Origin of the sequence: Streptomyces sp. NPDC007901 (genome assembly GCF_042959465.1) — a bacterium.
GTDB lineage: Bacteria > Actinomycetota > Actinomycetes > Streptomycetales > Streptomycetaceae > Streptomyces.
The window spans coordinates 40,357-65,587 of the sequence record NZ_JBIBKW010000016.1 but is presented as its reverse complement, the minus strand read 5'-3'; the positions used below and the strand labels follow the sequence as shown (position 1 = coordinate 65,587).

Here is a 25,231-nt window from a genome sequence, read left to right as displayed (position 1 = left end):
CGCCACCCGCTTCGGCCGGTGATTCCCTGGGCACTACTTCCCTGTGGTCATCCCCGTCCATGACGTGAACCCGGTGCGACGCACGCCGTATGTGACGTACGCGCTGATCGCCGCGAACATCCTCGTGTTCCTCTTCACGCCCGGCATAGCCGGTTCCGTGGCGGGCGGCAGCGACCTGGCGCAGCTGTGCCATCTGCAGGCCTTCCTGGACCACTACGCGGCGGTCCCCAAGGAGCTGATCCACCATCAGCTGCCCCAGGTGGTCCCCACGGGCCAGGTGGGCATCGGCCGCGGCGGCCCCGGCTGCGTGGTCGGCCCGCCGGCCTACGACAAGTCGCCGCCGCTGTCCGTCTTCACGGCGATGTTCCTGCACGGCAGCTGGCTGCACCTGCTGGGCAACATGCTGTTCCTGCTGATCTTCGGCAACAACGTCGAGGACCGGATGGGCCACGTCCGGTTCTTCCTCTTCTACGTCGTCTGCGGCTACGCGGCCGGCTACGGCTTCGCGCTCCTCAACGACACCTCGGGCGACCCGCTGATCGGCGCGTCCGGCGCGATCGCCGGCGTCCTGGGCGCCTATCTCGTCCTCTACCCGAGGGCCAGGGTCTGGGTGCTGGTCCCGTTCCTGATCTTCCTGCCGCTGCGGCTGCCGGCCTGGCTGGTGCTGGGGTTCTGGTTCGTGCTGCAGGCGGTGTACTCGTCGGGCGAGGGCGTCTCCGACGCCGGCACCGTGGCGTACGCGGCGCATGTCGTCGGCTTCCTCGCGGGCATGCTGCTCGCCTGGCCGCTCAAGGCGGGCACGCCCCCGCCGCCGGAACCGCGCGGCCTGCTGTTCGGCAGGCGGGCCCGGCCCCGGCACAGCTGGTGAGGACTGCTCAGGGAACTGCTCAGCGGGCGGACTCCGTGTGGACGAACTCGACCAGCCGGGTGAGCGCGTCCGGGTCGGTGGACGGCATCACGCCGTGCCCGAGGTTGAAGATGTGGCCCTCGAGGCCCGCGGCCGCGTCGAGCACCTCGCGCGCCTTGGTCTCCACCACGTCCTTGCCGGCGAACAGGACCGTCGGGTCGAGGTTGCCCTGCAGCGCCTTGCCGGGGCCGATGCGGCGGGCGGCCTCGTCGAGCGGAACGCGATAGTCGACGCCGACCACGTCCGCACCGGCCTCGCCCATGAGCTTGAGCAGTTCGCCGGTGCCGACGCCGAAGTGGATGCGGGGGACGCCGTACCCGGAGACCGCGTCGAAGATCTTCGCGGAGGCGGGCAGCACCGAGCGGCGGTAGTCGGCGGGGGCGAGCGCACCTGCCCAGGAGTCGAAGAGCTGGACTGCCGAGGCGCCGGCCTCGATCTGCACCTTGAGGAACGCGGCCGTGATGTCGGCGAGGCGGCCGAGGAGGTCGGCCCAGAGTTCGGGGTCGCCGTACATCATCGCCTTGGCGTTCTCGTACGTGCGCGAGGGGCCGCCCTCGATGAGGTAGCTCGCGAGGGTGAACGGGGCGCCGGCGAAGCCGATCAGCGGGGTCGGACCCAGCTCCTGGGTGAGCAGGCCGATCGCCTCGGTGACGTAGGAGACGTCCTCGGGGGTGAGGTCACGGAGCTGGGCGAGGTCGGCGCGGGTGCGGATCGGGTGTGCGACGACCGGGCCGACGCCGGGCTTGATGTCGAGGTCGACGCCGATGGCCTTGAGCGGGACGACGATGTCGCTGTAGTAGATCGCCGCGTCCACGTTGTGCCGGCGGACCGGCTGGAGTGTGATCTCGGTGACCAGCTCGGGCCGCGTGCAGGACTCCAGCATCGGGATGCCCTCGCGCACCTTGAGGTACTCCGGCAGCGAGCGCCCGGCCTGGCGCATGAACCACACGGGGGTGTGCGGCACGGGTTCACGCCTGCACGCCTTGAGGAAGGCGCTGTCGTACGTCGCTGTCGGCTGCTGGCCCGTGGGGCTTCCGTTCGCACTCACGACGGCAAGTCTCGCACGCCCCCGGAGCACGCGTGGCCGCGCCCTGTGTGCCGCCCCAGGTGCGGCCTTAGGTGGTGTCTCTCCCTGCGCGAAGGCGTCGTTCCCCTTACTCTTCCCCGCATGGCTGCGGCTCAGGGACGACTGTCGGACGGCGCTGGCGGGACGGGCGAAGGGAAGGAGAACGGGGACGAGGAAGGGCATACGGGGAGTACGGCGCCGCCGGCCTTCCGCGCGGCGGTGGACGCACTGCGCGGGGCGCGCCTGCGGCCGCAGGTCGAGGTGGAGCCGACGCCCGCACCGCAGCGGCTCGCCCCGTTCGCGTACGCCCTGGAGGCCGCGGTGGTCGACGGCGACCAGGATCTCGCCGACGGGCGTCTGGTGCTGCTGCACGACCCGGCCGGGCACGACGCCTGGCGCGGCACGTTCCGGCTGGTGACGCTGGTGCGTGCGGAGCTGGAGCCGGAGATGGCGGCCGACCCGCTGCTGCCGGAGGTCTGCTGGTCGTGGCTGACCGGGGCGTTCCAGGCGCGCGGTCTGTCGTACGGGGAGCCGAGCGGGACCGTCACGCGCGCGAGTTCGCACTACTTCGGCGGGCTGTCCGAGCGCCCCGCCGCCTCGCAGATCGAGATCCGGGCCTCCTGGACGCCCCGGGAGGGGCGCACCGGCGTCCCGGACACGGCAGCACACCTCGCCTCCTGGTGCGACCTGCTGGCGCAGGTCGCCGGCCTGCCGCCGGCCGCCCCCGGAGACGCCTCGGTGGTCACGCTGCCCCAGCGCCGCGACCCGCAGGCTCGCTGACCCCGCACCACCATGTCATCGGGACCCGTCCACCCGGGTCCCGTCGACTCACCCTTCATTGACCATCTCTTTGTCGATACGGCCACTTTCTGTCCCGTACGGCAACGGCCCGAACCGATTCGATCTTCGGATGATCGATCGCGTGTCCGAATTGCACGTATTGTTACTCACCAGATCGTGATCATTCTCTAAAGGCGGACAGGTTTGATGCCGAAGACGACTGTGACCTTGAAAGCACGGTTCGTCCCGGCTTCATCCCCACAAGCCGGCCCCCCGTCCCCCACCCCAGGAGGCCTGGTGTCCGTTCTCCTCGAGCAGCCCGCAAGCCTGGTCGCCTACCGCCCGAACAAGCCCACCGCCATGGTGGTCGTGGCCGACCCGCGCGTCCGCTCCACCGTCACCCGCCACCTGTGGGCGCTCGGCGTGCGCGATGTCATCGAAGCCTCGTCCATCGCGGAGGCTCGTCCCCGCATCGGCAACCCCCGCGACATCTGCGTCGCCGACGTCCACCTCCCCGACGGCTCCGGCCTCACCCTCCTGTCCGAGACCCGGGCGGCGGGCTGGCCCAACGGCCTGGCGCTGTCCGCCGCCGACGACATCGGCGCCGTGCGCAACGCCCTGGCGGGCGGGGTCAAGGGCTACGTCGTCACCGGCACCCGCACCAACATCGGGCTCCCCACCCGACCGGGTGCCGCCCCCATCGGTTCCGCCGCCGCCCGTATGCACCGCCGCCCCCCGGGTGCCCCGAGCCACCCGGGCGGCTACCGCGAGCTCTCCGGCCGTGAGGTCGAGGTGCTCCGACTGGTCGCGGAGGGCCAGTCGAACAAGGCGATCGGCGTCTCGATGGGCCTGTCCGCCCTCACCGTCAAGAGCCACCTCGCCCGCATCGCCCGCAAGCTCGGCACGGGCGACCGCGCCGGGATGGTCGCCGTGGCCCTGCGCACCGGCATCATCCACTGACCCGCCGCACACCGACCCACCGCACACCGACCCACCGCACACCGACCCGTCGAACGTTCATCGACGTGAACAGGATCGGCAGCCCGTCCCCCCTCACGTCTCAGCCCACGGTCCCCCGTTCGTGGACCTGATCTTTCACCGAGCTGACTGGTTTACGACCCTCCGGCGCCCGTCGACGGAACGTTCCGTCGACGGGCGCCGTCCACACACGGATACCCTTGACATGTGACCGACGCCCAAGACACCGCAGCAGACAGTTCACTGCGCACCACCGGGGGTACCCCTCCGGACGACGCCGGGTCTTCTGTGACGGAGGCGCCGATCCCCTTGCTGGAGCCCCGCGAGGGCATTCCGCCCGTGGTCGCCGACGAGGCCGCCCTCGCCCGCGTGATCGCCGCGTTCGCCGCCGGCTCCGGCCCCGTCGCCGTCGACGCCGAGCGCGCGTCCGGCTACCGCTACGGACAGCGCGCCTACCTCGTCCAGCTGCGCCGCGAGGGCGCCGGGACCGCGCTGATCGACCCCGTCGCCTGCCCCGACCTCTCCGGCCTCGGCGAAGCCCTGGCCGGCGTCGAGTGGGTGCTGCACGCGGCCACCCAGGACCTGCCCTGTCTGCGTGAGATAGGCATGGTGCCCAGCAGCCTCTTCGACACCGAGCTGGCCGGCCGGCTCGCCGGGTTCCCCCGGGTCGGGCTCGGCGCGATGGTCGAGAGCGTCCTCGGGTTCGTCCTGGAGAAGGGCCACTCCGCCGTCGACTGGTCGACCCGGCCGCTGCCCGAGCCCTGGCTGCGGTACGCGGCCCTGGACGTCGAGCTCCTCGTCGACCTGCGGGACGCCCTGGAGAAGGAGCTGGACCGGCAGGGCAAGCTGGAGTGGGCGCGGCAGGAGTTCGACGCGATCGCGGCCGCGCCGCCGGCCGAGCCGCGGAAGGACCCCTGGCGCCGGACGTCGGGGATGCACAAGGTGCGGCGGCGCCGGCAGCTGGGCGTGGTGCGCGAGCTGTGGGAGACCCGGGACCGGATCGCGCAGAAGCGGGACGTGTCGCCGGGCAAGGTGCTCAGCGACGCGGCGATCGTGGAGGCGGCGCTGGGCCTGCCGGCGAACGTGCACGCCCTCGCCGCGCTGAACGGGTACGGACACCGGATGGGGCGCCGGCAGCTGGAGCAGTGGCAGGCGGCCGTGGACCGGGCCAAGGCGCTGCCGGACGCCGCGCTGCCGCAGCCGGGGCAGCCGGTGACGGGTCCGCCGCCGCCCCGCGCCTGGGCCGACAAGGATCCGGCCGCCGCGGCCCGGCTGTCCGCGGCGCGGGCCGCGGTGTCGGCGCTGGCCGAGCAGCTCAACATGCCGCAGGAGAACCTGATCACCCCGGACACCGTGCGGCGGCTCTGCTGGGAGCCGCCGAAGGCGGTGGACGCGGAGAGCGTGGGGGCCGCGCTGGTGGGGTACGGCGCCCGGCCGTGGCAGGTCGAGCAGGTGACGGCGGTGCTGGTGACGGCGTTGTCCGCCTAGCCTCGGCGTCCTCTCACTCCGGTGCCTCCGGATCGGGGGCGCCTTCGAGGTACGCGGTGTACAGGTGCTCGCCCCGCCGCACCGAGAAGTCGATCTCCGGCAGCAGCTCCGGGACCGCGATCGCCGTCAGCAGATTGCGGTACATGCGCGACACCCTGGTTTCGACGTTCCCCAGGTGCCGGTCGACGGTGTGGGAGATGAGCACCACCCCGGCCCAGTCCCCCGCGAGTTGGTAGGCCTGTTCCTCGGGCTCGACGAAGGACCGGAGCTCGCCCCGCTGCCGGGCTTCCGTCAACTGCCCGGTGTTGAACGCGATCCAGTCCGGCCAGGGAGTGCCGTAGGTCTCCGGCGCGTTGCTGTGGAACGACAGCATCAACGCGGCCTGAAGGGCTTTCTCGCGGGAGATCCGGTGGGCCAGGATCATGCCGATGTCGACCACTTCCTGGAGCATCAGCCGCTGCTTCCGCAGCCCGTCCATGGTCAGCGTGTCTTCCATGATGGCCGACGCCACGTCGACCTTTCCCCCGGGGAAATGCCGGTAGAAGGCACCCTTGCTGGTCCGCGCGGCCGTGATGAGGTCGCTGACCGAGGTCCCCTCATAGCTGTCCGACACGAAGAGCGCGCCCGCGGTGTCGAGGATGCGCTGCCGGGTGTTGATGGCGCGCTGCTGCTGACGTCGCGGCCTGCGCGGGTTGCTCATTCGCTCTCGCCTTCGAGGCCGCGTACACGGTGATCGGGTCGCCGATCCTACCGGCCCCCGCGACCGGGCATTGGTAAGGCACTGTATCGGACATCAGTCGTTACCTGCCTCATTCCGGAGTGCGCTCCGAAGCGACCGGTGGGCACCACTCCCGCATCACTGTGATCGAGGATCACTTGACGTCGCACTGCCGGGGTTCCAGACTTGACGCCGTCAGAACAGACTGGTCGGTCCCTTCTGCCGCAGACGGTCGTCTGTCCGGCTACCGCACGCCCGGGGGAGGTGCGGTCGTCACAGGGAACAGCAGAAGAGACCGATCGGTCCCAACAAGCCGGGGTGGCACCCCTCCGCCTGGGAGCCCGCACGCCATGACCCATCCCTGCGTCACCGGCATCGCGGCGGTGGTCGCCCCGTACGACGGCGAAGGCCCCTATCCGCGGGTGTTCGCCCGGCACGGCTGGCGGACCGTGGCGGTCGTCCCGGAGCCCCGTCCGCGACCGTGGACGTACCCGCCCTCGGCAGGGTCCGCCGGGCACACCGGCGCGGTCGTGCACCGGGGAGTTCGACAGACCGTCAAGGCGCTGCGGGCGCTCGGGGTTTCGGCCGTCGTCGCGGGCAGCGCCGGCGGCATCGAGACGGCCGAGCGGATCGCCTGGCAGCTCGGGCTTCCCGGAGCCGATCCGGCGTCCTCGCCGCTGCGCTACGACCGCGGCGCTCAGGCGGCCCTGCTGTGCCGGGTGGGGATCCCCGCCCTGCGGAGCATCCGCACGACGAGTCTGGCCGACGCCCTGGCCTGGGCACGGGCCCTCCCCCGGCCCGGCTACCTGCTCGCCCCGGCGGTCACCGGAACCCCGGTCGCCCCGGTGGAGTGCGCGAACGCACTCCAGATCGGCACCGCCTGGCCCGCGATGCGCAGCGCGGCGGCACGGCAGTGCGGCAGCCCGCATCTGGTCCTGAGCGAGCGGCCCTCCCGCCGCCAGTACACGGTCAACTCCGCCACCCGTCCGGGCCCGCGGGGGCGGCCCGAGCACGTCGTCACCGACCTGTGGGCGGACGTCCGCACCCGGCACGGCCGGCTGGACCGCGCCGACCTGCTCGCTCCCGGCAGCGCGCTGTCCCGGACGCTCTCGGCCGCCACGGTGCGGGTGCTCGACGCGCTCGGCGTGCTGTGCGGACCGGCCACCACCCGGTTCGTGTACGGCGACGACGACCGCGCCGAGGACGGACCGCTGCTGGTGTGCGCGCTCGCGGCGCCCGTCGTGACACCCGCCGACGAGGCGCTGCGGGCGGCGACCGGCCACGACCGTGCCGCCGAGGCGCTGGAGACCTGGATCCCTTCCCCGTCCTCCCGGCCGGTGCCCGCTCCGGGCGGACAGCACCTCGTCCGGGTGCGGATGTGTCCGCGGGCCGCGAGCACGCCGTGGACGGACGCCGTCCTGCGGTCCCTGCCCACCGTGGTCGCGGTGGGCGAGGTCCGTACGCCCGCCGGCCGGGTGCCCGCCGAGGCCGTGCTCTGCGGCAGCGAGCCGTCGGCCGTCGAACAGGACTACCGGGCGATCCGTGCGCTGGAGCGCGGACGGCAGCTCCCTCACCTCGTCGCTCCGCGCATGAAGCCGTTGTAGATGAAGCGCTGCAGGCAGAGGAAGACGATCAGGGGCGGCAGGATGACCAGGATCGCTCCCGCCGAGATGATCTCCCCGTGCGCTCGTACGGGCCCCTGAACCGGAACAGTGACGTCGAGATCACGCCAAGATCTTGTGACGGCATGTAGAGGAACGGGATGCAGAAGTCGTTGTAGACGGCTATGCCCTTCACGATGACGACGGTCGCGATCGCCGGTTCCAGGAAGCGGGAGGGTCCACGGCGCCGCCTCGGTGACGGTCGTGGCGGGGGTGCGGGTTGTGGTGGGTCGCTCGCGCCCACGCGGCGGAGCCGCATATCGATTACGCCCCGCGCCCCTGAAGGGGCGCTCCCTGACCGTCGGCTTCAATGTGACCTTCGCCGCTCCCGCCGTCGGGACTGGGCAGTCACGTTACTCATAAGTAGCATGGGCCCTGAGCGCGCGCTCAGCGCATGCAGCAGTGCCATCCCGCACCCTGGAGGAGAGCCAATCGTGCCTCGTACCGTCAGGGATGTCGTCTTCGTCGACGGCGTCCGTACCCCGTTCGGCAAGGCGGGCCCGAAGGGCATCTACCACGAGACCCGTGCCGACGACCTCGTCGTGAAGGCGATCCGGGAGCTGCTGCGCCGCAACCCCGGTCTGGACACCAAGAACATCGACGAGGTCGCCATCGCCGCGACCACGCAGATCGGTGACCAGGGTCTGACCATCGGCCGTACCGCGGGGATCCTCGCGGGTCTGCCGCAGTCCGTGCCGGGCTACTCCATCGACCGGATGTGCGCGGGCGCCCTGACCGCCGTCACCACGGTCGCCGGTTCCGTCGCCTTCGGCGCGTACGACGTCGCCATCGCCGGCGGTGTCGAGCACATGGGCCGCCACCCCATGGGTGAGGGCGTGGACCCGAACCCGCGGTTCGTCAGCGAGAAGCTGGTCGACGAGTCGGCGCTGTTCATGGGCATGACCGCGGAGAACCTGCACGACCGCTACCCGACGATCACCAAGCAGCGCGCGGACGAGTACGCGGTCCGCTCCCAGGAGAAGGCCGCCAAGGCGTACGCCAACGGCAAGATCCAGGCCGATCTGGTGCCGATCTCGGTGCGCCGGACCAACCCGGAGGGCGGCGAGACCGGTTGGGGTCTCGTGACGGCCGACGAGCCGATGCGGCCGGGGACCACCCTGGAGAACCTGTCGGGTCTCAAGACGCCGTTCCGCGTCCACGGGCGGGTCACCGCCGGTAACGCGGCCGGTCTGAACGACGGTGCGACCGCCTCGCTGATCGCCTCCGAGGACTTCGCCCGCGAGAACAACCTGCCGGTGAAGATGCGTCTCGTGGCGTACTCCTTCGCGGGTGTGGAGCCGGAGGTCATGGGCTACGGCCCGATCCCGGCCACGGAGAAGGCGCTCGCCCAGGCGGGGCTCAGCATCTCCGACATCGGTCTCTTCGAGATCAACGAGGCCTTCGCCGTGCAGGTGCTGGCCTTCCTGGAGCACTACGGCATCGCGGACGACGACGAGCGCGTCAACCAGTACGGCGGCGCGATCGCCTTCGGTCACCCGCTGGCCTCCTCGGGTGTGCGTCTGATGACGCAGCTGGCCCGCCAGTTCGAGGAGCAGCCGAACGTCCGCTACGGCCTGACCACCATGTGCGTCGGCTTCGGCATGGGCGCGACGGTCATCTGGGAGAACCCGCACTTCGAGGGGGACAAGTGAGCACCACCGCCGAGCTTCTGAAGCAGGCCTCGGACCTGTTCCCCGACGAGGTCGTGACGTCCGCGCACGTACGCCACTTCGACCTGCCGTCCGGGGCCGGCCGCTTCGCGCTGATCACCCTGGACAACGGGCTGGACCACACCAAGCCGACCACCTTCGGCCCGGCCTCGCTGGCGAACCTCAACACCGCCATCGACCAGGTGGAGAAGGAGGCCGCCGAGGGCACGATCGTCGGTGTCGGCATCACTGGCAAGCCGTTCATCTTCGCGGTCGGCGCCGACCTCAAGGGCGTCGAGCTCCTCAAGGAGCACGAGCACGCGCTGGCCATCGGCAAGGGCGGCCACGAGGTCTTCAAGCGCCTCGCGAGCCTCGCGGTGCCGACCTTCGCGTACTACAACGGTGCCGCCATGGGCGGTGGCGTCGAGGTCGGTCTGCACTGCACGTACCGGACCGTCTCCAAGGCCATCCCGGCGTTCTCGCTCCCCGAGGTCTTCCTCGGCCTGGTTCCCGGCTGGGGCGGTTGCGCCCTCCTCCCGAACCTGATCGGCGCCGACAAGGCCGTCTCGGTGATCATCGAGAACAGCCTCAACCAGAACAAGCAGCTCAAGGGCCAGCAGGTCTTCGACCTCGGCATCGCCGACGCTCTCTTCGAGGGCGCCGACTTCCTGGAGCAGTCGCTGATCTGGACCGCCCAGGTGCTGAAGGGCGACATCGAGGTCGAGCGCCCGGTGATCGACCGCGGCGAGGCCTGGGACCAGGCCGTCGCCAAGGGCCGGTTCATCGCGGACTCCAAGGTGCACGGCGCCGCCCCGGCCGCCTACCGCGCCCTGGACATCATCGCCGCGGCCAAGAACGGCGACCTGCAGCAGGGCTACGACGCCGAGGACCTGGCGCTCGCGGACCTGATCATGGGCGGTGAACTGCGCGCCGGCATCTACGCGTTCAACCTGGTGCAGAAGCGCGGCAAGCGTCCGGCGGGTGCGCCCGACAAGAACCTGGCGCGTCCGGTCACCAAGGTGGGCGTCGTGGGCGCGGGCCTCATGGCCTCGCAGCTCGCGCTGCTCTTCCTGCGCCGCCTCGAGGTGCCGGTCGTGCTGACCGACATCGACCAGGAGCGCGTCGACAAGGGTGTGGGCTACGTCCACGCCGAGATCGACAAGCTGCTCGGCAAGGGCCGTATCAACCAGGACAAGGCCAACCGCCTCAAGGCCCTGGTCACCGGTGTGCTGGACAAGGCCGAGGGCTTCTCCGACGCTGACTTCATCATCGAGGCCGTGTTCGAGGAGATCGGCGTCAAGCAGCAGGTGTTCGCGGAGGTCGAGGCGGTCGCCCCGGCGCACGCGATCCTCGCCACCAACACCTCCTCGCTGTCGGTGACGGAGATGGCGTCGAAGCTCAAGAACCCCGAGCGGGTCGTGGGCTTCCACTTCTTCAACCCGGTCGCGATCCTCCCGCTCCTGGAGATCGTGCGCGGCGAGCAGACCGACGACGCGTCGCTGGCCACCGCCTTCGCCGTCGCCAAGAAGCTGAAGAAGACCGCGGTCCTGGTGAAGGACGCTCCGGCGTTCGTCGTGAACCGCATCCTCACCCGCTTCATGGGCGAGATCCAGAACGTCATCGACGAGGGCACCCCGGTCGAGGTCGCGGAGAAGGCGGTGGAGCCCCTGGGCCTGCCGATGTCCCCGCTGGTCCTGCTGGAGCTGGTCGGCCCGGCGATCGGCCTGCACGTCTCGGAGACCCTCAACCGGGCCTTCCCGGACCGCTTCACCGTCTCCCCGAACCTCGCGGCCGTCGTCAAGGCGGGCAAGCGCGGCTTCTACGTGTACGACAGCGGGAAGCCGGAGCTGGACCCCGAGGTCGCCGCGCTGCTCAAGCAGGGCGACGTGGTCCTCTCCGAGGAGCAGGTCCGGGACCGCGTCCTGGACGCCGTCGCCCAGGAGATCGGGCTCATGCTCGACGAGGGTGTCGTCGCCGAGGCGCAGGACATCGACCTCTGCCTGATCACGGGCGCCGGCTGGCCCTTCCACCTGGGCGGCATCACGCCGTACCTGGACCGCGAGGGTGTCTCCGAGCGCGTGAACGGCAAGAAGTTCCTGGCCCCGGGCGTGGCATCGGTCCCGGCGTAACGGCCACAAAGTGAAGGGGGCCTCCGCGGCAACGCGGAGGCCCCCTTTCGCATGCCCGCGAGGAGGTCAGGCCGCGCCGACCCACTCCGGGTCGGCGGGCCGGGGTGCCGGGAGGGCGCCGACGGGGCCGGGCGGGGCCAGTTCGGCGGCGGAGGCGGTGCCGAGGGCGTCGATGGCGTCGAAGACGCGTTCGCAGTTGCCGCCGCCGCGGTGGACGAAGAACTCCGCCACCCGGGCGCGGTGTTCGGGCCGCACGGTGAAGTCGCGGGCGATGGCGTCGATGATCTCGTCGACGGCCTGGTCGACGGTGCGGCAGACCGGGCCGAAGCCGTCCTCGGCGAGGTTGAAGTAGCCGCGCTTGTAGTGCCGCCCGTAGAAGTCCTCCTCGTCGAAGGGGACGTAGACCAGCGGGATGCCCATGTAGGCCACGTCGAAGAACACCGACGAGTAGTCGGTGACCATCAGCGAGCACTCCTTCATCGCCTGCTGCACATTGCGGGTGTGCGGGTCGGCGACCTGGATGGACGGCGAGGAGAACCGGAAGGTGTGCAGGTAGGGGCGGATCTCGTAGTGCGGGAAGAACTCCAGGTCCACGCCGAAGTGGTCGAGGCATACTATTTCTTTGGCTGTTGTTTACAAATACATCACCGGTTGGGCATGATCGTGCGGTCGTCTGCCCCTTGTACGGTTTGCCCGTACGGTTTCGACCGGGCAGCACCACCACCGGGACCGGCCACCCCCCACCCGAGTCCTCACCCACTGCACCGCCCCGCCGGGGCACGACCTTTGAGGATTCGAAGCAGGATGAGCCATGTCCCGACGCCCAAGCGCCAGCGCACCGGCAAGCGCCGGACCGGCCGCTGGATCCTGCTCGCCCTGGCTGTTCTGGTCGTCGCCGGAGCCGGTACCGGTTACTGGCTCTACAGCGACGTCGACGGCAACATCAAGGGCGTCGACATCGACCGGGCGATCGGCGACGACCGCCCGGAGAAGCTGCCCACCTCCGGCCAGAACGTCCTGATCCTGGGCTCGGACTCACGGGCGGGCGCCAACGCGAAGCTGGATGACACCAAGGTCTCCGGCGCCCGTTCGGACACCGCGCTGGTGATGCACATACCCGAGGGCCGCAAGAAGGCCGTCGCGATCAGCATCCCCCGCGACACCCTGGTGACCCGCCCGAAGTGCACCAAGGCGGACGGCACCGAGGTGGCCTCGGCGAAGCGTGTGATGTTCAACTCCATCTACTCCCAGGTCGGCCCGGCCTGTGTCGTCAAGACGGTGGAGCAGATCTCCGGGGTCCGCATGGACCACTACGTCGAGGTGGACTTCGCCGGCTTCAAGGACCTGGTGGACGCGATCGGCGGGGTGACCGTCACCGTCGACCAGGACATCCACGACTCCTCCAGCGGTCTGAACATCACCAAGGGCACCCACAAGCTGGACGGCACCCAGTCCCTGCAGTTCGTCCGCACCCGGCACGGCATCGGCGACGGCAGCGACCTCGGCCGGATAGGCCTCCAGCAGCAGTTCCTGATCGCCCTGCTCGCGGAGATCCAGAAGCAGGACCTGCTGGGCAGCCCGGTCAAGGCGTACAAGATCGCCGACAAGCTCACCGCGGCCCTCACCACCGACTCCGACCTCGCCTCGCTCACCAAGCTCGCGGAGTTCGGCCGCAGCCTGAACGGCGTCAACCCGTCCACCATGGAGACGATCATGCTCCCGGTGGCGTACGACAAGGTCGACCCGAACCGCGTGGTGGCCGCCGAACCGCAGGCGTCGACGCTCTGGAAGGCGATCCGCACCGACTCCACGATCCCGGAGTCGGCCAAGAAGTCCCCGGCCACCGGCGGAAGCTGACGGCACATCAGGCAGGAGCCGGAGCCGGGCACATCAGACCTCGCGCCAGGCCTCCAGCGCCAGCCCCGGCTCGTCCTTGCGGCGGGCCAGCAGGATCTGGCCGGTGGACGGCGCGCGGGTCGCCGCGGTCACCCGGTCGTCCCCGTCCGTGGTCAGGGCGACCGTCGCGTCCGCCGGGAGCTGCGGTCCGGACTCGGTCCACCAGGCGCCGGCCCGCTCGTCCTGCGTCGGATACGCGGCGAAGGCCACCCGGCCGCTCGCCGAGCGCTGGGCGAGCAGGGTGCAGTCGTACCCGTCGAGTTCGCAGCGGACCGCCGCGACCGGGCCCGGCCCGGCGGAGGGCAGCAGGGTGTACGGCTTGCCGCCCGGCCGCCAGGCGCACAGGTCGCCGGACTCGTCGGTGTAGTAGACGGTCGTGCTCTCGGCCGAGGTGGCGAGGGCGGCGAGGGTGCCCGGGCGGACCGGGGACTCGAGTGCCTCCTGCAGCACCGGCGGCTTGCCCGCCGCCTCCTGACGCCAGTACACGATCCCGCCGGGGACGGCCGCGTACAGCTCCACCCGCCCGGACTCGCCCGTCACCGCCGCCAGCCCGTCCTCGACCAGCCGCCCCTTCAGATCCCGCCAGGGGTCCCAGCCGCCCTTCTCCTTCTGCGCGACCATGCTCACCCCGCGCCCCCGGTTGCGGACGAAGACATGGGCCCGGCCCTGCGCGTCCACGGCGACGGCCGGGGCGCCGGTCACCTGGCCCTTCTTGCTCGGGTGGCCGATCGGCTTCCAGTCCAGGGCGGCCAGGTGCGGCCGGAAGTGCGTGGAGTGGACGAGCCCCGACTCGCCGTCCACGGTGGGCCGCCAGGCGACCAGGTGGGCGTACCCGTCGGCCCCCTGCCCCACCGAGAAGCCGGGGAGCAGCCGCTGGTCGCCGCCCACTTGCCGGGGAGTGCCCCAGGGGCTGCCGGGGCCGCGCTCGGCCCGGCACAGCACGGTGTCGCCCGACGGCAGATAGACACTGAGCCGGCCGTCACGGCCGCGGAGGAGCCAGTCGCCGTTCACCGCTTCACTCTAAGCCGGGCCGTTCGGGGCAGTGGCCCGGCCCCGGGCATGCGAGGCTGGAGGCATGGAAGACGAAGCTCCCCTGCTGGTGATCGTCGACGGCGCGAACGTCGTCGGATCCCGGCCGGACGGCTGGTGGCGGGACCGCAAGGGAGCCGCGGAGAGGCTGCGCGACCGGCTGGCCGAGCAGGGGCTGCCCGGCCGTCCGACCCCGGTGGAACTGGTGCTCGTCGTGGAAGGCGCGGCCCGTGGAGTGGAGTCGGTGCCCGGGGTACGGGTGGAGTCGGCGCCCGGCAGCGGCGACGACCGCATCGTGGAGCTGGCCGCCGACGACCCCGGCCGCCCCCGTCTCGTCGTCACCGCCGACCGCGAACTGCGGCGCCGGGTGACGGAACTGGGCGCCGAGGTGATCGGGCCGCGCTCGGTGCTGGGCTAGGACCCGCCGCCGGACGGCCACCGACGCTCAGGGCACCCGTGCGTACAGCACCGCTCCGTCCACCTCGCCCACCTGCTCGTACCGTGCGGCGAGGAAGCGGCGCAGGCTGGGGACGCGGTCGGGGCCGTACCGCTTGCCCCGGGAGTCGTCGATCACCAGGGCCGGGGCCCGGTCGGCCAGTTCCGCGCGGAAGACCGGCCAGCTGCCCTCGACGGCGTACTTCTCACCGACCTGGGGGCCGTCCCGGCCGCCGCTGAAGTTGGTGAGGAGACCGGCGGTGAGGTAGCGGGTGGCGGGGGTGCGGTCGGCGAGCCAGTACGTCTCCGGGTGTATGCCCCACACCAGGACCGGGTCGCCGGGCGCGGTACGGCGGTCGAGGGTGACCGCGAGCCGCTGGGCGTGCGCGAGTTCGGGGCGGGGGGCGAGGAATCCCCAGGTCAGGAACAGGACGCAGGCGCAGGCCGAGGTGAGGACGGCGGCGGAGGTCCGCTCCCGCGGCAGGATCTGCAGCGCGGCCGTGGCCAACAGCGCGACGGGCGGGGTGAGTTGCAGGAAGTAGTGGCCGAAGAAGTGGAAGCCGAGGGTGACGGCGACCCCCGACGCGGCCAGCCACAGCCACAGGTCGGCGGCGCCGGTGCGGGCGATCCGCAGGGCGCGCGCGATCGGCCGCAGCAGACCGGCGCAGGCCGCGGCGAGGATCGCGGTGTTGGTCAACGCCCGGGCCAGGACATGGAGTTCGGAGCCGGTGAAGGAGGCGTAGGCGCCGGAGCCGGTGACCGTCCAGAAGGCGAAACCGGCCGGGTCGGTGACCAGGACCACGCCGAGCACGGGCAGGACGACTCCGGCGGCCAGCCGCAGCAGCGCGCGGCCGGGGACGCCGTGCCGGTGCAGCAGGAAGGCCACCGGCAGCAGCACCGCGCCGCCGGTCTGTTTGGTGAGGAAGGCGCAGGCGACGGCGGCTCCGGCGGCGCCCCAGCGGCGGCGGTCGGCGCACCACATCGCGGCCGCCGTGCAGGGCAGTATGAACACCTCGAAGGTGGCCGCCTGCGCGTCCTCCGGGTTGAGCCCCACCGAGACCAGCAGATACAGCACCCCGGCGCTGCGGCCCGCGCGGTCGCCCCAGCGGCGCCGGGCGATCGAGGCCAGCAGCACCGCGGTGGCCAGCTGCGCGAGCACCGCGAGCACCCGGACCGGGGTGAGCGACCCGGACCCGAAGACCGCGAACACCCCCTCGTACAGCCAGGGCAGCAGCGGCGGCTTGCGGTCCACCACCGTCTCGTACAGCTGTCCGCCCCGCGCCAGCATGCGGGCCTGTACGGCGAGATAGCCCTCGTCCGGGTTCCACAGCGGGCGCAGGAAGGACGGCACCCGGGTCACACAGGCCAGCAGCGCGAGCAGCGGCAGCAGCCGCGCCCAGTACCCCTTCCCTGCGACTACGGACCGTGGCGGGGCGAGGGGCGCGACAAGCATGGAGAGCACGCTATCCGGCCCCGCAGTCCCACCCGGACGGGACATACGGGGCCGGAGTGGCGAGCCTGGTGTTTACGGAGCGTCCACCGGCGTCCGCTCCTGTCCGGCGAGACGGCTGTGCGAGCGGCCGTAGAGGAAGTAGACGACGAAGCCGATGACCATCCAGATGGCGAACCGCAGCCAGGTCTCGGCGGGCAGGTTGAGCATCAGCCACAGCGAGGCCAGCACGGACACGATCGGCAGCACCGGCACCCACGGGGTGCGGAAGGAGCGCGGCAGGTCGGGGCGGGTGTTGCGCAGGATGATCACGCTGATCGCGACCACGATGAAGGCGAAGAGCGTGCCGATGTTCACCAGTTCGGCAAGTTCGCTGAGACTGGTGAAGCCGGCGACGATCGCGATGACGACACCCAGCAGGATGGTCGGCCGGTACGGGGTGCGGAACCTCGGGTGGGTGTGCGAGAAGAACCTGGGCAGCAGCCCGTCCCGGCTCATCGCGAAGAACACCCGGGACTGGCCGAGGAGCAGGATCATGCAGACCGTGGTCAGGCCGACGGCGGCGCCGAAGCTGATCAGGCCCGCGAACCAGGGGTGCCCGGTGGCCTTGAACGCGTCGGCGAGCGGGGCGTCCACGGACAGCTCGGTGTACTTCTGCATGCCGGTCACCACGATGGCCACGGCGACGTAGAGCACGGTGCAGATGATCAGGGAGCCGATGATGCCGCGCGGCACGTCCCGCTGGGGGTTGCGGGTCTCCTCGGCGGCGGTGGCGACCACGTCGAAGCCGATGAAGGCGAAGAAGACGACCGACGCGGCGGTGAAGATGCCCATCACACCGAAGTTGGAGGGGGCCCAGCCGAACATCAGCTGGATCAGTGGCGCCTTGAGGTTGCCGCCGGCCGCGACGGGCTCCTTGGGCGGGACGAAGGGGCTGTAGTTTCCGCTGTGGATGAAGAAGGCGCCCGCGATGATGACGACCAGGACGACGGCGACCTTGATGGCGACGACGACCGAGGTGACCCGGGCGGAGAGCTTCATGCCGACGACGAGGATCGCGGTGAGGACGAGGACCAGGGCGGCGGCGAGGATGTCGAAGCCGAAGCCGTGGGCGCCGTCGCGGCCGCTGAGGTACGCGGGCAGATGCCAGCCGGCGTTGTCGAGGAGCGAGTGGATGTATCCCGACCAGCCGACGGCGACCACCGCCGTGCCGAGCGCCAGCTCCAGCACCAGGTCCCAGCCGATGATCCACGCGGGGAACTCGCCGAGCGAGGCGTACGAGAACGTGTAGGCGGAGCCGGCCACCGGGACGGTGGAGGCGAACTCGGCGTAGCACAGCGCGGCGAGTCCGCAGACGACGCCGGCCACCACGAAGGAGAGGGCGACGGCGGGTCCCGCGGTGTTCTTCGCGGCCGTGCCGGTCAGGACGAAGATGCCGGTGCCGATGATGACGCCGACGCCGAAGACCGTGAGGTCCAGGGCCGACAGCGACTTCCTTAGCGCGTGTTCCGGTTCCTCGGTGTCCTTGATGGACTGTTCGACGTTCTTGGTCCTGAAGAGCGTACTGCTCACGTGCCTACCTCCCACGTTTGTCGTCCTCGACATGATCGAGAGGGCCGGGGATGCGTATGCCCCGGCAAGGGCAGGTTCACGCAGATGGGTCGGTTTCGCCACCGGAGGGGTGAGCGAGACCGACCCATCGGGGTGGTTCGGGTTTGGTCGGGGCCGCGGGTTGCGTGTGGCTGGTCGCGCCCACGCGGCGGTAGCCGCAAATCAACTACAGCCCCGCGCCCCTTCGGGGCGCTCCGGCCAGGGGCGCTTCAAGATCGTCAGTCCCTTGCGGGCTCCACGTCCACCTCCGCCGTCGGACCGTCCAGCTTCGCGACGAGGCCCGTGACCTGGCGGGCGATGTCGGGGGCCGTGAGGCCGATCTCCGCCATGACCTCGGCGCGGGAGGCGTGGTCGAGGAAGCGGGGCGGGATGCCGAAGTCGCGGAGGGGGACGTCGACGCCGGCGTCGCGCAGGGCCTGGGCCACGGCGGAGCCGACGCCGCCGACGCGGCTGTTGTCCTCGACGGTGACGACCACCCGGTGGCGCTCGGCGAGCGGGGCCATGGCCTCGTCGACCGGCTTGACCCAGCGCGGGTCGACGACGGTCGTGGAGATGCCCTGCTTGTCGAGGAGGCCGGCGATCTCCAGGCACATGGGGGCGAGGGCGCCCACGGAGACGAGGAGCACGTCCGGGGTGTCGGTGCCGGGCTCGCGCAGCACGTCCATGCCGCCGACCTTGCCCACGGCGGGGACGGCGGGGCCGACCGCGCCCTTGGAGAAGCGGACGACCGTGGGGGCGTCGTCGACCTCGACGGCCTCGCGGAGCTGGGCGCGGACCTGCTCGGCGTCGCGCGGGGCGGCGAGCCTGAGGCCGGGGACGACCTGGAGGATCGACATGTCCCACATGCCGTTGTGGGAGGCGCCGTCGGTGCCGGTGACGCCGGCCCGGTCCAGGACGAAGGTCACCCCGCACTTGTGCAGGGCCACGTCCATGAGGACCTGGTCGAAGGCGCGGTTGAGGAAGGTGGCGTACACGGCGAAGACCGGGTGCAGGCCCGCCGTGGCGAGGCCGGCGGCGGAGACGGCGCCGTGCTGCTCGGCGATGCCGACGTCGTAGATCCGGTCCGGGAAGGTGTCCGCGAACTTCTTCAGGCCGACCGGCTGGAGCATGGCCGCGGTGATCGCGACGATGTCCTTGCGCTCCTTGCCGAGCTCGACCATCTCGTCGCCGAAGACGGAGGTCCAGTCGGCGCCGGAGGCCTTGACCGGCAGGCCGGTGTCGGGGTGGATGGGGCCGATGCCGTGGAAGCGGTCGGCCTCGTCCTGGAGGGCGGGCTGGTAGCCGCGGCCCTTCTCGGTGAGGCAGTGCACGATCACCGGGCCGCCGAACCGTTTGGCCCGGGCCAGCGCCGACTCCAGGGCCTCCATGTCGTGGCCGTCGATCGGGCCGACGTACTTCAGGCCCAGGTCCTCGAACATGCCCTGCGGGGCGATGAAGTCCTTCAGCCCCTTCTTGGCGCCGTGCAGGGTGTCGTAGAGCGGCCTGCCGACGACCGGGGTGCGCTCCAGCAGGTCCTTGCCGCGGGCGAGGAACCGCTCGTAGCCGTCGGTGGTGCGCAGGGTCGCCAGGTGGTTGGCGAGGCCGCCGATGGTCGGGGCGTACGAGCGCTCGTTGTCGTTGACGACGATGACCAGCGGGCGGTCCTTGGCGTCGGCGATGTTGTTCAGCGCCTCCCAGGCCATACCGCCGGTGAGGGCACCGTCACCGATGACGGCGACCACGTGGCTGTCGCGTTCGAGCAGTTGGTTGCCCTTGGCGATGCCGTCGGCCCAGCCGAGGACGGTGGAGGCGTGGCTGTTCTCGATGACGTCGTGCTCGGACTCGGCCTGCGAGGGGTAGCCGGACAGGCCGCCCTTCTGCTTCAGCTTCGAGAAGTCCTGCCGGCCGGTGAGCAGCTTGTGCACGTAGGACTGGTGGCCGGTGTCCCACAGCACCTTGTCCTTCGGGGAGTCGAAGACACGGTGCAGGGCGATGGTGAGCTCGACCACGCCCAGGTTGGGACCGAGGTGTCCGCCGGTCTTGGAGACCGCTTCCACGAGGAAGCTCCGGATCTCCTCTGCCAGCTGGACCAGCTCCTCGGGGCTGAGCCGGTCCAGATCGCGCGGTCCCCTGATACGGGTCAGCAGCGGCACCCGTGCCTCCTTGCAGTAGAGCTGATCGAGCTGTTGCCGGGCTCGTCGAGTCTAATGTTCCGCCCGGGCGGCCGACGTCCGGGCTGTACGTCATACGTCACGGGAACGGCCGTACCCATCGAAAGGGTTCCTGAGACACAGCTGTGCCCGGTGCCTTTTCGGACACCGGGCACAGCTGGCTGGCTCTGGAGGCGCTATCCGCGCCCGGCCGCCTTCTGGCTCTTGCGGGAGACCGAGTCGATGACGACGGCACCCAGCAGAACACCACCGGTGATCATGTACTGGATCGAGGTGTTCATGTTCAGCAGGTCGAGGCCGGTCTGGATCGACTGGATGACCAGCATGCCCAGGAGGGCGGACCAGACGGTACCGCGGCCGCCGAACAGCGACGTGCCACCGATGACCGCCGCCGCGATGGCGAGCATCAGCGTGTTGCCGCCACCGGCGTTGAGCGTGGCACTCGCCGTCTGACCGGCGAAGAACATACCTCCGATGGCCGCGAAACCGCCGGAGATCGCGAAGACCGTGATGCGGATCAGCGGCACGCTGATACCCGCACGGCGGGCCGCCTCGATGCCGCCGCCGACCGCGAAGACCTTGCGGCCGAAGGTCGTACGACGCAGCACGAAGTCGACGATGACCAGGGAGGCCAGGAAGATCACCAGCGCGTTGGAGACACCGGACGCGTTGTTGAGGACGGCCGCGGCCACGAAGGACGCGATCGCGAGCAGGGCGACGCGGATGATGATCTCGCTGGTGGGCCGGAACGGCACACCAGCGGCACGGCGCCGGCGCTGCTCGTTGAACTGGCCCAGCGCCGAGAGCACGACACCGAGGCCGGCCAGCAGGTACGCGCCGATGATGGCCTGGTCCATGAAGAAGGAGGACTGGCCGAGGATGTGCACCGGGCCGCTGTCGGCCGGGATGTTGATCGTGCCGCTGTCGCCCAGCAGCCACAGCATCAGACCGTTCCAGCCGAGGAAGCCGGCCAGGGTGACCACGAACGCGGGTACGCCGATCTTGGCGAAGAACCAGCCGTGCAGCGCGCCGATGCCGATGCCCGTGATGATCGTGAGGATCAGGGCCAGCCACTGGTTCATTCCGTGGTTGACCACGAACACCGCGAACACGGTGGAGGCCAGTCCGCTCACCGAACCGACGGACAGGTCGATCTCACCCAGCAGCAGCACGAACACCAGGCCGATGGCGAGCATGCCGGTGGCCGCGAGGAAGTAGCTGATGTTGGAGAGGTTGTCCGCGCTGAGGAACAGGCTGTTCTTCACCTGGAAGATGGTCCAGATGATGATCAGGCCGATGACCACCGGCAGCGAGCCCAGCTCGCCGCCGCGCACCCGGCGCTTGAACTCCGTGAGGTAGCCCTTGAAGCCCTCTTCACGGACCAGCAGCCGCGGGTCGACGACCGTGACCGGCGCGGCCGTGGGGTCGTCGGCGGGGGCCACCGTGGTCGGGGCGGCCACGGCCGCCTCGGTCTTGCCGAGCTCGGGCGACTCTTCGCCCTTCACGGTCTTGGACGTCTCGCTCACTTTGCCGCCTCCGGAGTGCGACGATCCGCACGACGGGTCACGGCGTTGTCCGTGGCGCCCGTGATCGCGGCGATGATCTCTTCTTGGCTGGTGCTCTTCACGGGGAAGAACCCGTTGTTCCTGCCCAGGCGCAGCACGGCGACGGTGTCGGCGACCGCCTTGACGTCGGCCATGTTGTGGCTGATCAGGATGACGGCGAGGTTGCGCTCGCGCAGTCGCTCGACGAGGTCGAGGACCTGCGCGGTCTGCTCGACACCGAGGGCGGCGGTGGGCTCGTCGAGGATGACGACCTTGGGGTCGCCGATGAGGGCGCGGGCGATGGCCACGACCTGGCGCTGACCGCCGGAGAGGCTGGCGATCGGGATGCGCACGCTCGGGATGCGGATGGAGAGCGTGCTGAGCAGCTCGCGCGCCTGCTTCTCCATCGTCACCTCGTCGATGACGCCCCGGTGCAGGAGCTCACGACCGAGGAAGAGGTTGCCGACCACGTCGAGGTTGTCGCAGAGCGCGAGGTCCTGGTAGACCGTCGCGACGCCGAGCCCCTGGGCGTCGTGCGGCTTGTTGATGCTGACCGGGTTGCCCTCCCACTCGATGACGCCCTCATCGATGGGGTGCACACCCGCGATCGTCTTGACCAGGGTCGACTTTCCTGCGCCGTTGTCGCCCACCAGGGCGACCACTTCTCCGGCGTGGACCTCCAGGTCGACATCGGTGAGGGCCTGGACCGCACCGAATCGCTTGGAGGCTCCGCGCAACGCCAGCACGGGCGTAGCGGACACGTGAACCATCTCCTTCGCCGCCTGACCGGCGGGGATGCCGCGCTTGATGATCAGGCGCGGAGGGTCGTGCGGTACCTCGGGGTGTCGTCGGTGTTCGCACGCGGTTTACAAGATGAACATGCGCGAATCCGCCGCGCTTGGCAACGGGTCCGTCCGACGCCCGCTCCGGCAGCGGGGTATGAAGGCCGGAGCGGGCGTCGGAGGGGTTTCGCGAGACCGCCGGACGGGGTGGGCACCTTGCGGAAGGGCCGGGCACGTCGGGCGGCCGGGGCCCGGGTGTCGTACTGCGATCACCCGGGCGCTGGCGGCCGGAGCCGTACGGCTCCGGTGCTGACTACTGCAGGCCGGCGGCCTTGCAGGCCTTGGCGAACTCGGCGGTGCAGATGTCCGCGACGGTGTACAGCTTGTCCTTGATCACCGTGTCCTTGATGTTGGCCTTGGTGACCGACACCGGGGTGAGGAGCTGCGAGGGCACCTTGTCGCCGGAGCCGCTGGTCTGCGTGGTGGTGGCGAGCGAGGAGATGCTCTTGCCCTCCAGCAGGTCCACCGCGATCGTGGCGGCGGCGTCGGCCTCCGGCTTGAACGCCTTGTAGACGGTGGAGGACTGGGTGCCGGCGACGATGCGCTGGATACCCGCGAGCTCCGCGTCCTGACCGGTCAGCGGGATGCCGCTGATGCCGGCGCCCTTGAGGGTGGTGGCGATACCACCGGCCATGCCGTCGTTGGCGGAGTAGACGCCCGCGATGTTCTTGGCACCGAGCTGCGTGATGGCCGCCTTCACCTTCTGCGCGGCGACGGTGTCCTTCCACAGGCCGGACTGCTCGTAGGCGATGTCGACCTTGCCGTCCAGGGCCTCGTGCGCGCCCTTCTTGAACATGGCGGCGTTCGGGTCGGCGTCGTCACCGTTGATCATGACGACCTTGGACTTGGTGGTCGCCTTGGAGCCGAGGGCGTCCAGCAGGGCCTGGCCCTGGAGCTGGCCGACCTTGACGTTGTCGAAGGAGACGTAGGCCGAGACCTTGCCCTGGGCGAGGCGGTCGTACGCGACGACCTTGATGCCCTTGGCGACGGCGGCGTCGATGGAGGACTTGATGGCCGCAGAGTCCTGGGCGGAGATCACGATGACCTTCACGCCCTTGGTGACCATGCTGCTGACCTGCTGGGCCTGCTTGGCCGCGTCACCCGCAGCGTTCGCGTACTCGACCTTGCAGTCGGCACACAGCGAGCTGACCTGCGCCTCGAAGTACGGCTTGTCGAACTTCTCGTAGCGCGCGGTCACGCTGTCGGGAAGCAGCAGGCCGATGGTCTTGCTACCACCGGAGGAGCTGCTGCTTCCCGAGTCGCTCTTCTTGTCGTCGCCGGCCTTGCCACAGGCGGCGAGCGACAGCGCCATGGAAACCGCGGCGGTGCCGATCACGACTCTACGCATCGTTGCGTTCATTGGGGGTGCCTCCCTGACAGGGCCGCAACGCTGCGGCCGAGGTGGCTCGAAGTCAACTCGGCCGAAAGTTCGACGTCAAGAAGTAAATACTTAACGAGATGGCAACGGCGCCATTCGTTCTCTAAGTGAAGGCAGGTGCAACGGTCGGCAACGACCCGTCCAAAAGGGTCGAATCGCCCATCTCGCTGAGCGCGAGAGCAAGCGCTCCGAGCACCTCCGCACGGCCGCCCAGGGCCCCGGGGAGCACCGAGAGCTGCCGGGCCGCACTGGGGATCGCATAGCGGCCCACGGACTCCCTGATGGGCCCCAGGACCAGTTCTCCGGCCTCGGCGAGGTCGCCGCCGAGGACCACCCGGCTGGGGTTCAGCAGGTTGCAGAGATTGGCCACACCGCTGCCGATATGACGGCCGACGTCGGCGATCACCCGACGGCAGCCCGGGTCGCCGTCCCGGGCCAGCCGCACGACACCCTCCATGGTCAGGTCGGAGCCGTGACTGGGCTGGAGGAGCGGCAGCACGTAGCGGGCCGCCGCGAAGGTCTCCAGACAGCCGCGGTTGCCGCAGCGGCAGACCGGGCCGGACTCATCGAGCGTAATATGTCCTATTTCGCCAGCCGTGCCGCCGGGACCCCGGTAGATCTTCCCGTTGATCACCAGGCCGGCACCGACACCGCTCGCGACCTTGATGTACGCGAGATCACGGACGCCCTTGCCGCTGCCCCAGACGAGTTCGCCGAGGGCGCCGAGGTTGGCGTCGTTGTCGACGTGGACGGGGACGCCGAGGCGGAGCCTGAGCTCCTCGGCGGGTCTCGCGCCGATCCAGCCGGGCAGGATCGCGCTGGAGCCGAGGGTGCCGGACTCGACGTCGATCGGGCCGGGGACGCCGACACCCACGCCGGCGATCTTCGAACGGTCCACGCCGGTCGCCGCGATCAGGCGGTTGACCAGTTCCTCCGCCCGGTCGAAGCCCTGGCTGGACGACGCGTCCACGTCGAGGGGCTCGGACTCCTCGGCCAGCACCTGGTGGGCGAGGTTGCCGATCGCGACGCGCAGGTGGGTGTGGCCGAAGTCGATCCCTATGACGATCCCTGCGTCTCCGCTGAGACTCACGCTGCGGGCCCTGCGGCCGCCCGCCGACGTGGGCGTGACCTCGACGGTTCCGCCGTCCTTGAGCTCGCGCACGATGTTGGAGACCGTCGCGGCCGACAGGCCGGTCGTGCGCGCGATCTCCGCCTGCGTGAGCGATCCGGCCAGACGTACCGCCCGTACGACACGTTCCAGGTTGGCTCGGTGCAGCGACGACTGCGACCCCGGAGTCTCCATCGACCCATCCACTCCCGCCATCGGAGGCGGCCACGGTGCCGCCAACGTGACCCAGGTCACATCACTGGAACCGGGTCACTTACAAGTTATGAACTCCAAGCTCTGCTGAACGGGTTACCGCCGTCAAGACCTTGACAGAAATCGTTGGCGGTTCGGGGGTTGCCTGGGGGACACGCTTTCGACATGTCTAGGCCACTGGTCAGCAGGTGGGAGAGGG

Annotated in this window: 20 protein-coding genes and 1 pseudogene; 9 read left to right on the top strand and 12 right to left on the bottom strand. The window is 70.5% G+C overall.

Annotation, left to right across the window (positions count from 1 at the left end):
* Positions 1-43: 43 nt before the first annotated feature.
* The gene (locus ACFZDK_RS38850) at positions 44-868 is read left to right on the top strand and encodes a rhomboid family intramembrane serine protease (RefSeq protein WP_390979634.1); all 825 of its coding nucleotides are present in this window, start codon (positions 44-46) and stop codon (positions 866-868) included.
* A 19-nt stretch (positions 869-887) separates the two neighbouring features.
* Here the strand turns inward: ACFZDK_RS38850 and hemE are convergent, their stop codons facing one another.
* Positions 888-1,955, bottom strand: a complete 1,068-nt coding sequence (gene hemE / locus ACFZDK_RS38845) for a uroporphyrinogen decarboxylase (RefSeq protein ID WP_390979632.1) — start codon at positions 1,953-1,955, stop codon at positions 888-890.
* Between the two features lie 120 nt (positions 1,956-2,075).
* Here hemE and ACFZDK_RS38840 point away from each other — a divergent pair, with 120 nt between their 5' ends.
* The 3 genes from ACFZDK_RS38840 to ACFZDK_RS38830 all read left to right on the top strand — a co-directional run bounded on the left by ACFZDK_RS38840 (position 2,076) and on the right by ACFZDK_RS38830 (position 5,219).
* Positions 2,076-2,753 (top strand): DUF3000 family protein, encoded by a 678-nt coding sequence (locus tag ACFZDK_RS38840; protein WP_390979630.1) that lies wholly within the window; start codon positions 2,076-2,078, stop codon positions 2,751-2,753.
* A gap of 297 nt (positions 2,754-3,050) precedes the next feature.
* A complete protein-coding gene (locus ACFZDK_RS38835) occupies positions 3,051-3,713 on the top strand; it encodes a response regulator transcription factor (RefSeq protein ID WP_123973178.1) in 663 nt (220 codons plus the stop codon).
* Positions 3,714-3,938: 225 nt separating this feature from the next.
* The gene (locus tag ACFZDK_RS38830) at positions 3,939-5,219 is read left to right on the top strand and encodes an HRDC domain-containing protein (protein ID WP_390979627.1); all 1,281 of its coding nucleotides are present in this window, start codon (positions 3,939-3,941) and stop codon (positions 5,217-5,219) included.
* 13 nt (positions 5,220-5,232) lie between these two features.
* Here the strand turns inward: ACFZDK_RS38830 and ACFZDK_RS38825 are convergent, their stop codons facing one another.
* Positions 5,233-5,919 (bottom strand): TetR family transcriptional regulator, encoded by a 687-nt coding sequence (locus ACFZDK_RS38825; protein WP_390979625.1) that lies wholly within the window; start codon positions 5,917-5,919, stop codon positions 5,233-5,235.
* 368 nt (positions 5,920-6,287) lie between these two features.
* On the opposite strand from ACFZDK_RS38825, the gene ACFZDK_RS38820 reads away from it, so the two are divergent.
* Positions 6,288-7,541: a hypothetical protein gene (locus ACFZDK_RS38820; RefSeq protein ID WP_390979623.1), complete on the top strand. Its 1,254-nt coding sequence runs from the start codon at positions 6,288-6,290 to the stop codon at positions 7,539-7,541.
* Here the strand turns inward: ACFZDK_RS38820 and ACFZDK_RS38815 are convergent.
* Positions 7,508-7,764, bottom strand: a pseudogene (locus tag ACFZDK_RS38815) (carbohydrate ABC transporter permease); the annotation flags it as partial. The gene ACFZDK_RS38820 and the pseudogene ACFZDK_RS38815 sit on opposite strands and share 34 nt — an antisense overlap.
* A gap of 268 nt (positions 7,765-8,032) precedes the next feature.
* On the opposite strand from ACFZDK_RS38815, the gene ACFZDK_RS38810 reads away from it, so the two are divergent.
* Entirely contained in the window at positions 8,033-9,250 is a 1,218-nt protein-coding gene (locus tag ACFZDK_RS38810) for an acetyl-CoA C-acyltransferase (protein WP_390979621.1), read from the top strand.
* Positions 9,247-11,376, top strand: a complete 2,130-nt coding sequence (locus tag ACFZDK_RS38805) for a 3-hydroxyacyl-CoA dehydrogenase NAD-binding domain-containing protein (protein WP_390979619.1) — start codon at positions 9,247-9,249, stop codon at positions 11,374-11,376. The genes ACFZDK_RS38810 and ACFZDK_RS38805 overlap by 4 nt, the downstream gene beginning before the upstream one ends.
* A gap of 66 nt (positions 11,377-11,442) precedes the next feature.
* Here ACFZDK_RS38805 and ACFZDK_RS38800 read toward each other — a convergent pair whose 3' ends face one another.
* Positions 11,443-11,970 (bottom strand): CDP-glycerol glycerophosphotransferase family protein, encoded by a 528-nt coding sequence (locus ACFZDK_RS38800; protein ID WP_390979617.1) that lies wholly within the window; start codon positions 11,968-11,970, stop codon positions 11,443-11,445.
* Positions 11,971-12,180: 210 nt separating this feature from the next.
* Here ACFZDK_RS38800 and ACFZDK_RS38795 point away from each other — a divergent pair, with 210 nt between their 5' ends.
* The gene (locus tag ACFZDK_RS38795) at positions 12,181-13,233 is read left to right on the top strand and encodes an LCP family protein (protein WP_390979615.1); all 1,053 of its coding nucleotides are present in this window, start codon (positions 12,181-12,183) and stop codon (positions 13,231-13,233) included.
* Between the two features lie 33 nt (positions 13,234-13,266).
* On the opposite strand, the gene ACFZDK_RS38790 is transcribed toward ACFZDK_RS38795, so the two are convergent.
* Positions 13,267-14,283, bottom strand: a complete 1,017-nt coding sequence (locus ACFZDK_RS38790; protein WP_390979613.1) for a hypothetical protein — start codon at positions 14,281-14,283, stop codon at positions 13,267-13,269.
* A gap of 64 nt (positions 14,284-14,347) precedes the next feature.
* On the opposite strand from ACFZDK_RS38790, the gene ACFZDK_RS38785 reads away from it, so the two are divergent.
* Positions 14,348-14,719, top strand: coding sequence for an NTP pyrophosphohydrolase (locus tag ACFZDK_RS38785; RefSeq protein ID WP_390979611.1), 372 nt, complete (start codon positions 14,348-14,350; stop codon positions 14,717-14,719).
* A gap of 27 nt (positions 14,720-14,746) precedes the next feature.
* On the opposite strand, the gene ACFZDK_RS38780 is transcribed toward ACFZDK_RS38785, so the two are convergent.
* The 7 genes from ACFZDK_RS38780 to ACFZDK_RS38750 all read right to left on the bottom strand — a co-directional run bounded on the left by ACFZDK_RS38780 (position 14,747) and on the right by ACFZDK_RS38750 (position 25,014).
* The gene (locus ACFZDK_RS38780) at positions 14,747-16,189 is read right to left on the bottom strand and encodes a glycosyltransferase family 39 protein (RefSeq protein ID WP_390979609.1); all 1,443 of its coding nucleotides are present in this window, start codon (positions 16,187-16,189) and stop codon (positions 14,747-14,749) included.
* A gap of 72 nt (positions 16,190-16,261) precedes the next feature.
* Positions 16,262-17,758 carry an amino acid permease gene (locus ACFZDK_RS38775; protein WP_390979607.1) on the bottom strand — a complete coding sequence of 499 codons (1,497 nt, stop codon included), beginning with the start codon at positions 17,756-17,758 and terminating at the stop codon, positions 16,262-16,264.
* 257 nt (positions 17,759-18,015) lie between these two features.
* Positions 18,016-19,929 carry a 1-deoxy-D-xylulose-5-phosphate synthase gene (gene dxs / locus ACFZDK_RS38770; protein WP_390979605.1) on the bottom strand — a complete coding sequence of 638 codons (1,914 nt, stop codon included), beginning with the start codon at positions 19,927-19,929 and terminating at the stop codon, positions 18,016-18,018.
* Between the two features lie 194 nt (positions 19,930-20,123).
* Positions 20,124-21,473: a sugar ABC transporter permease gene (locus tag ACFZDK_RS38765; RefSeq protein WP_390979603.1), complete on the bottom strand. Its 1,350-nt coding sequence runs from the start codon at positions 21,471-21,473 to the stop codon at positions 20,124-20,126.
* Positions 21,470-22,261: an ATP-binding cassette domain-containing protein gene (locus ACFZDK_RS38760; RefSeq protein WP_355724003.1), complete on the bottom strand. Its 792-nt coding sequence runs from the start codon at positions 22,259-22,261 to the stop codon at positions 21,470-21,472. The genes ACFZDK_RS38765 and ACFZDK_RS38760 overlap by 4 nt, the downstream gene beginning before the upstream one ends.
* A 325-nt stretch (positions 22,262-22,586) precedes the next feature.
* Complete coding sequence (locus tag ACFZDK_RS38755; protein ID WP_390979600.1) at positions 22,587-23,681, bottom strand: substrate-binding domain-containing protein; 1,095 nt, start codon at positions 23,679-23,681, stop codon at positions 22,587-22,589.
* 133 nt (positions 23,682-23,814) lie between these two features.
* Positions 23,815-25,014 carry an ROK family protein gene (locus ACFZDK_RS38750; RefSeq protein ID WP_390979598.1) on the bottom strand — a complete coding sequence of 400 codons (1,200 nt, stop codon included), beginning with the start codon at positions 25,012-25,014 and terminating at the stop codon, positions 23,815-23,817.
* Between the last annotated feature and the right edge of the window lie 217 nt (positions 25,015-25,231).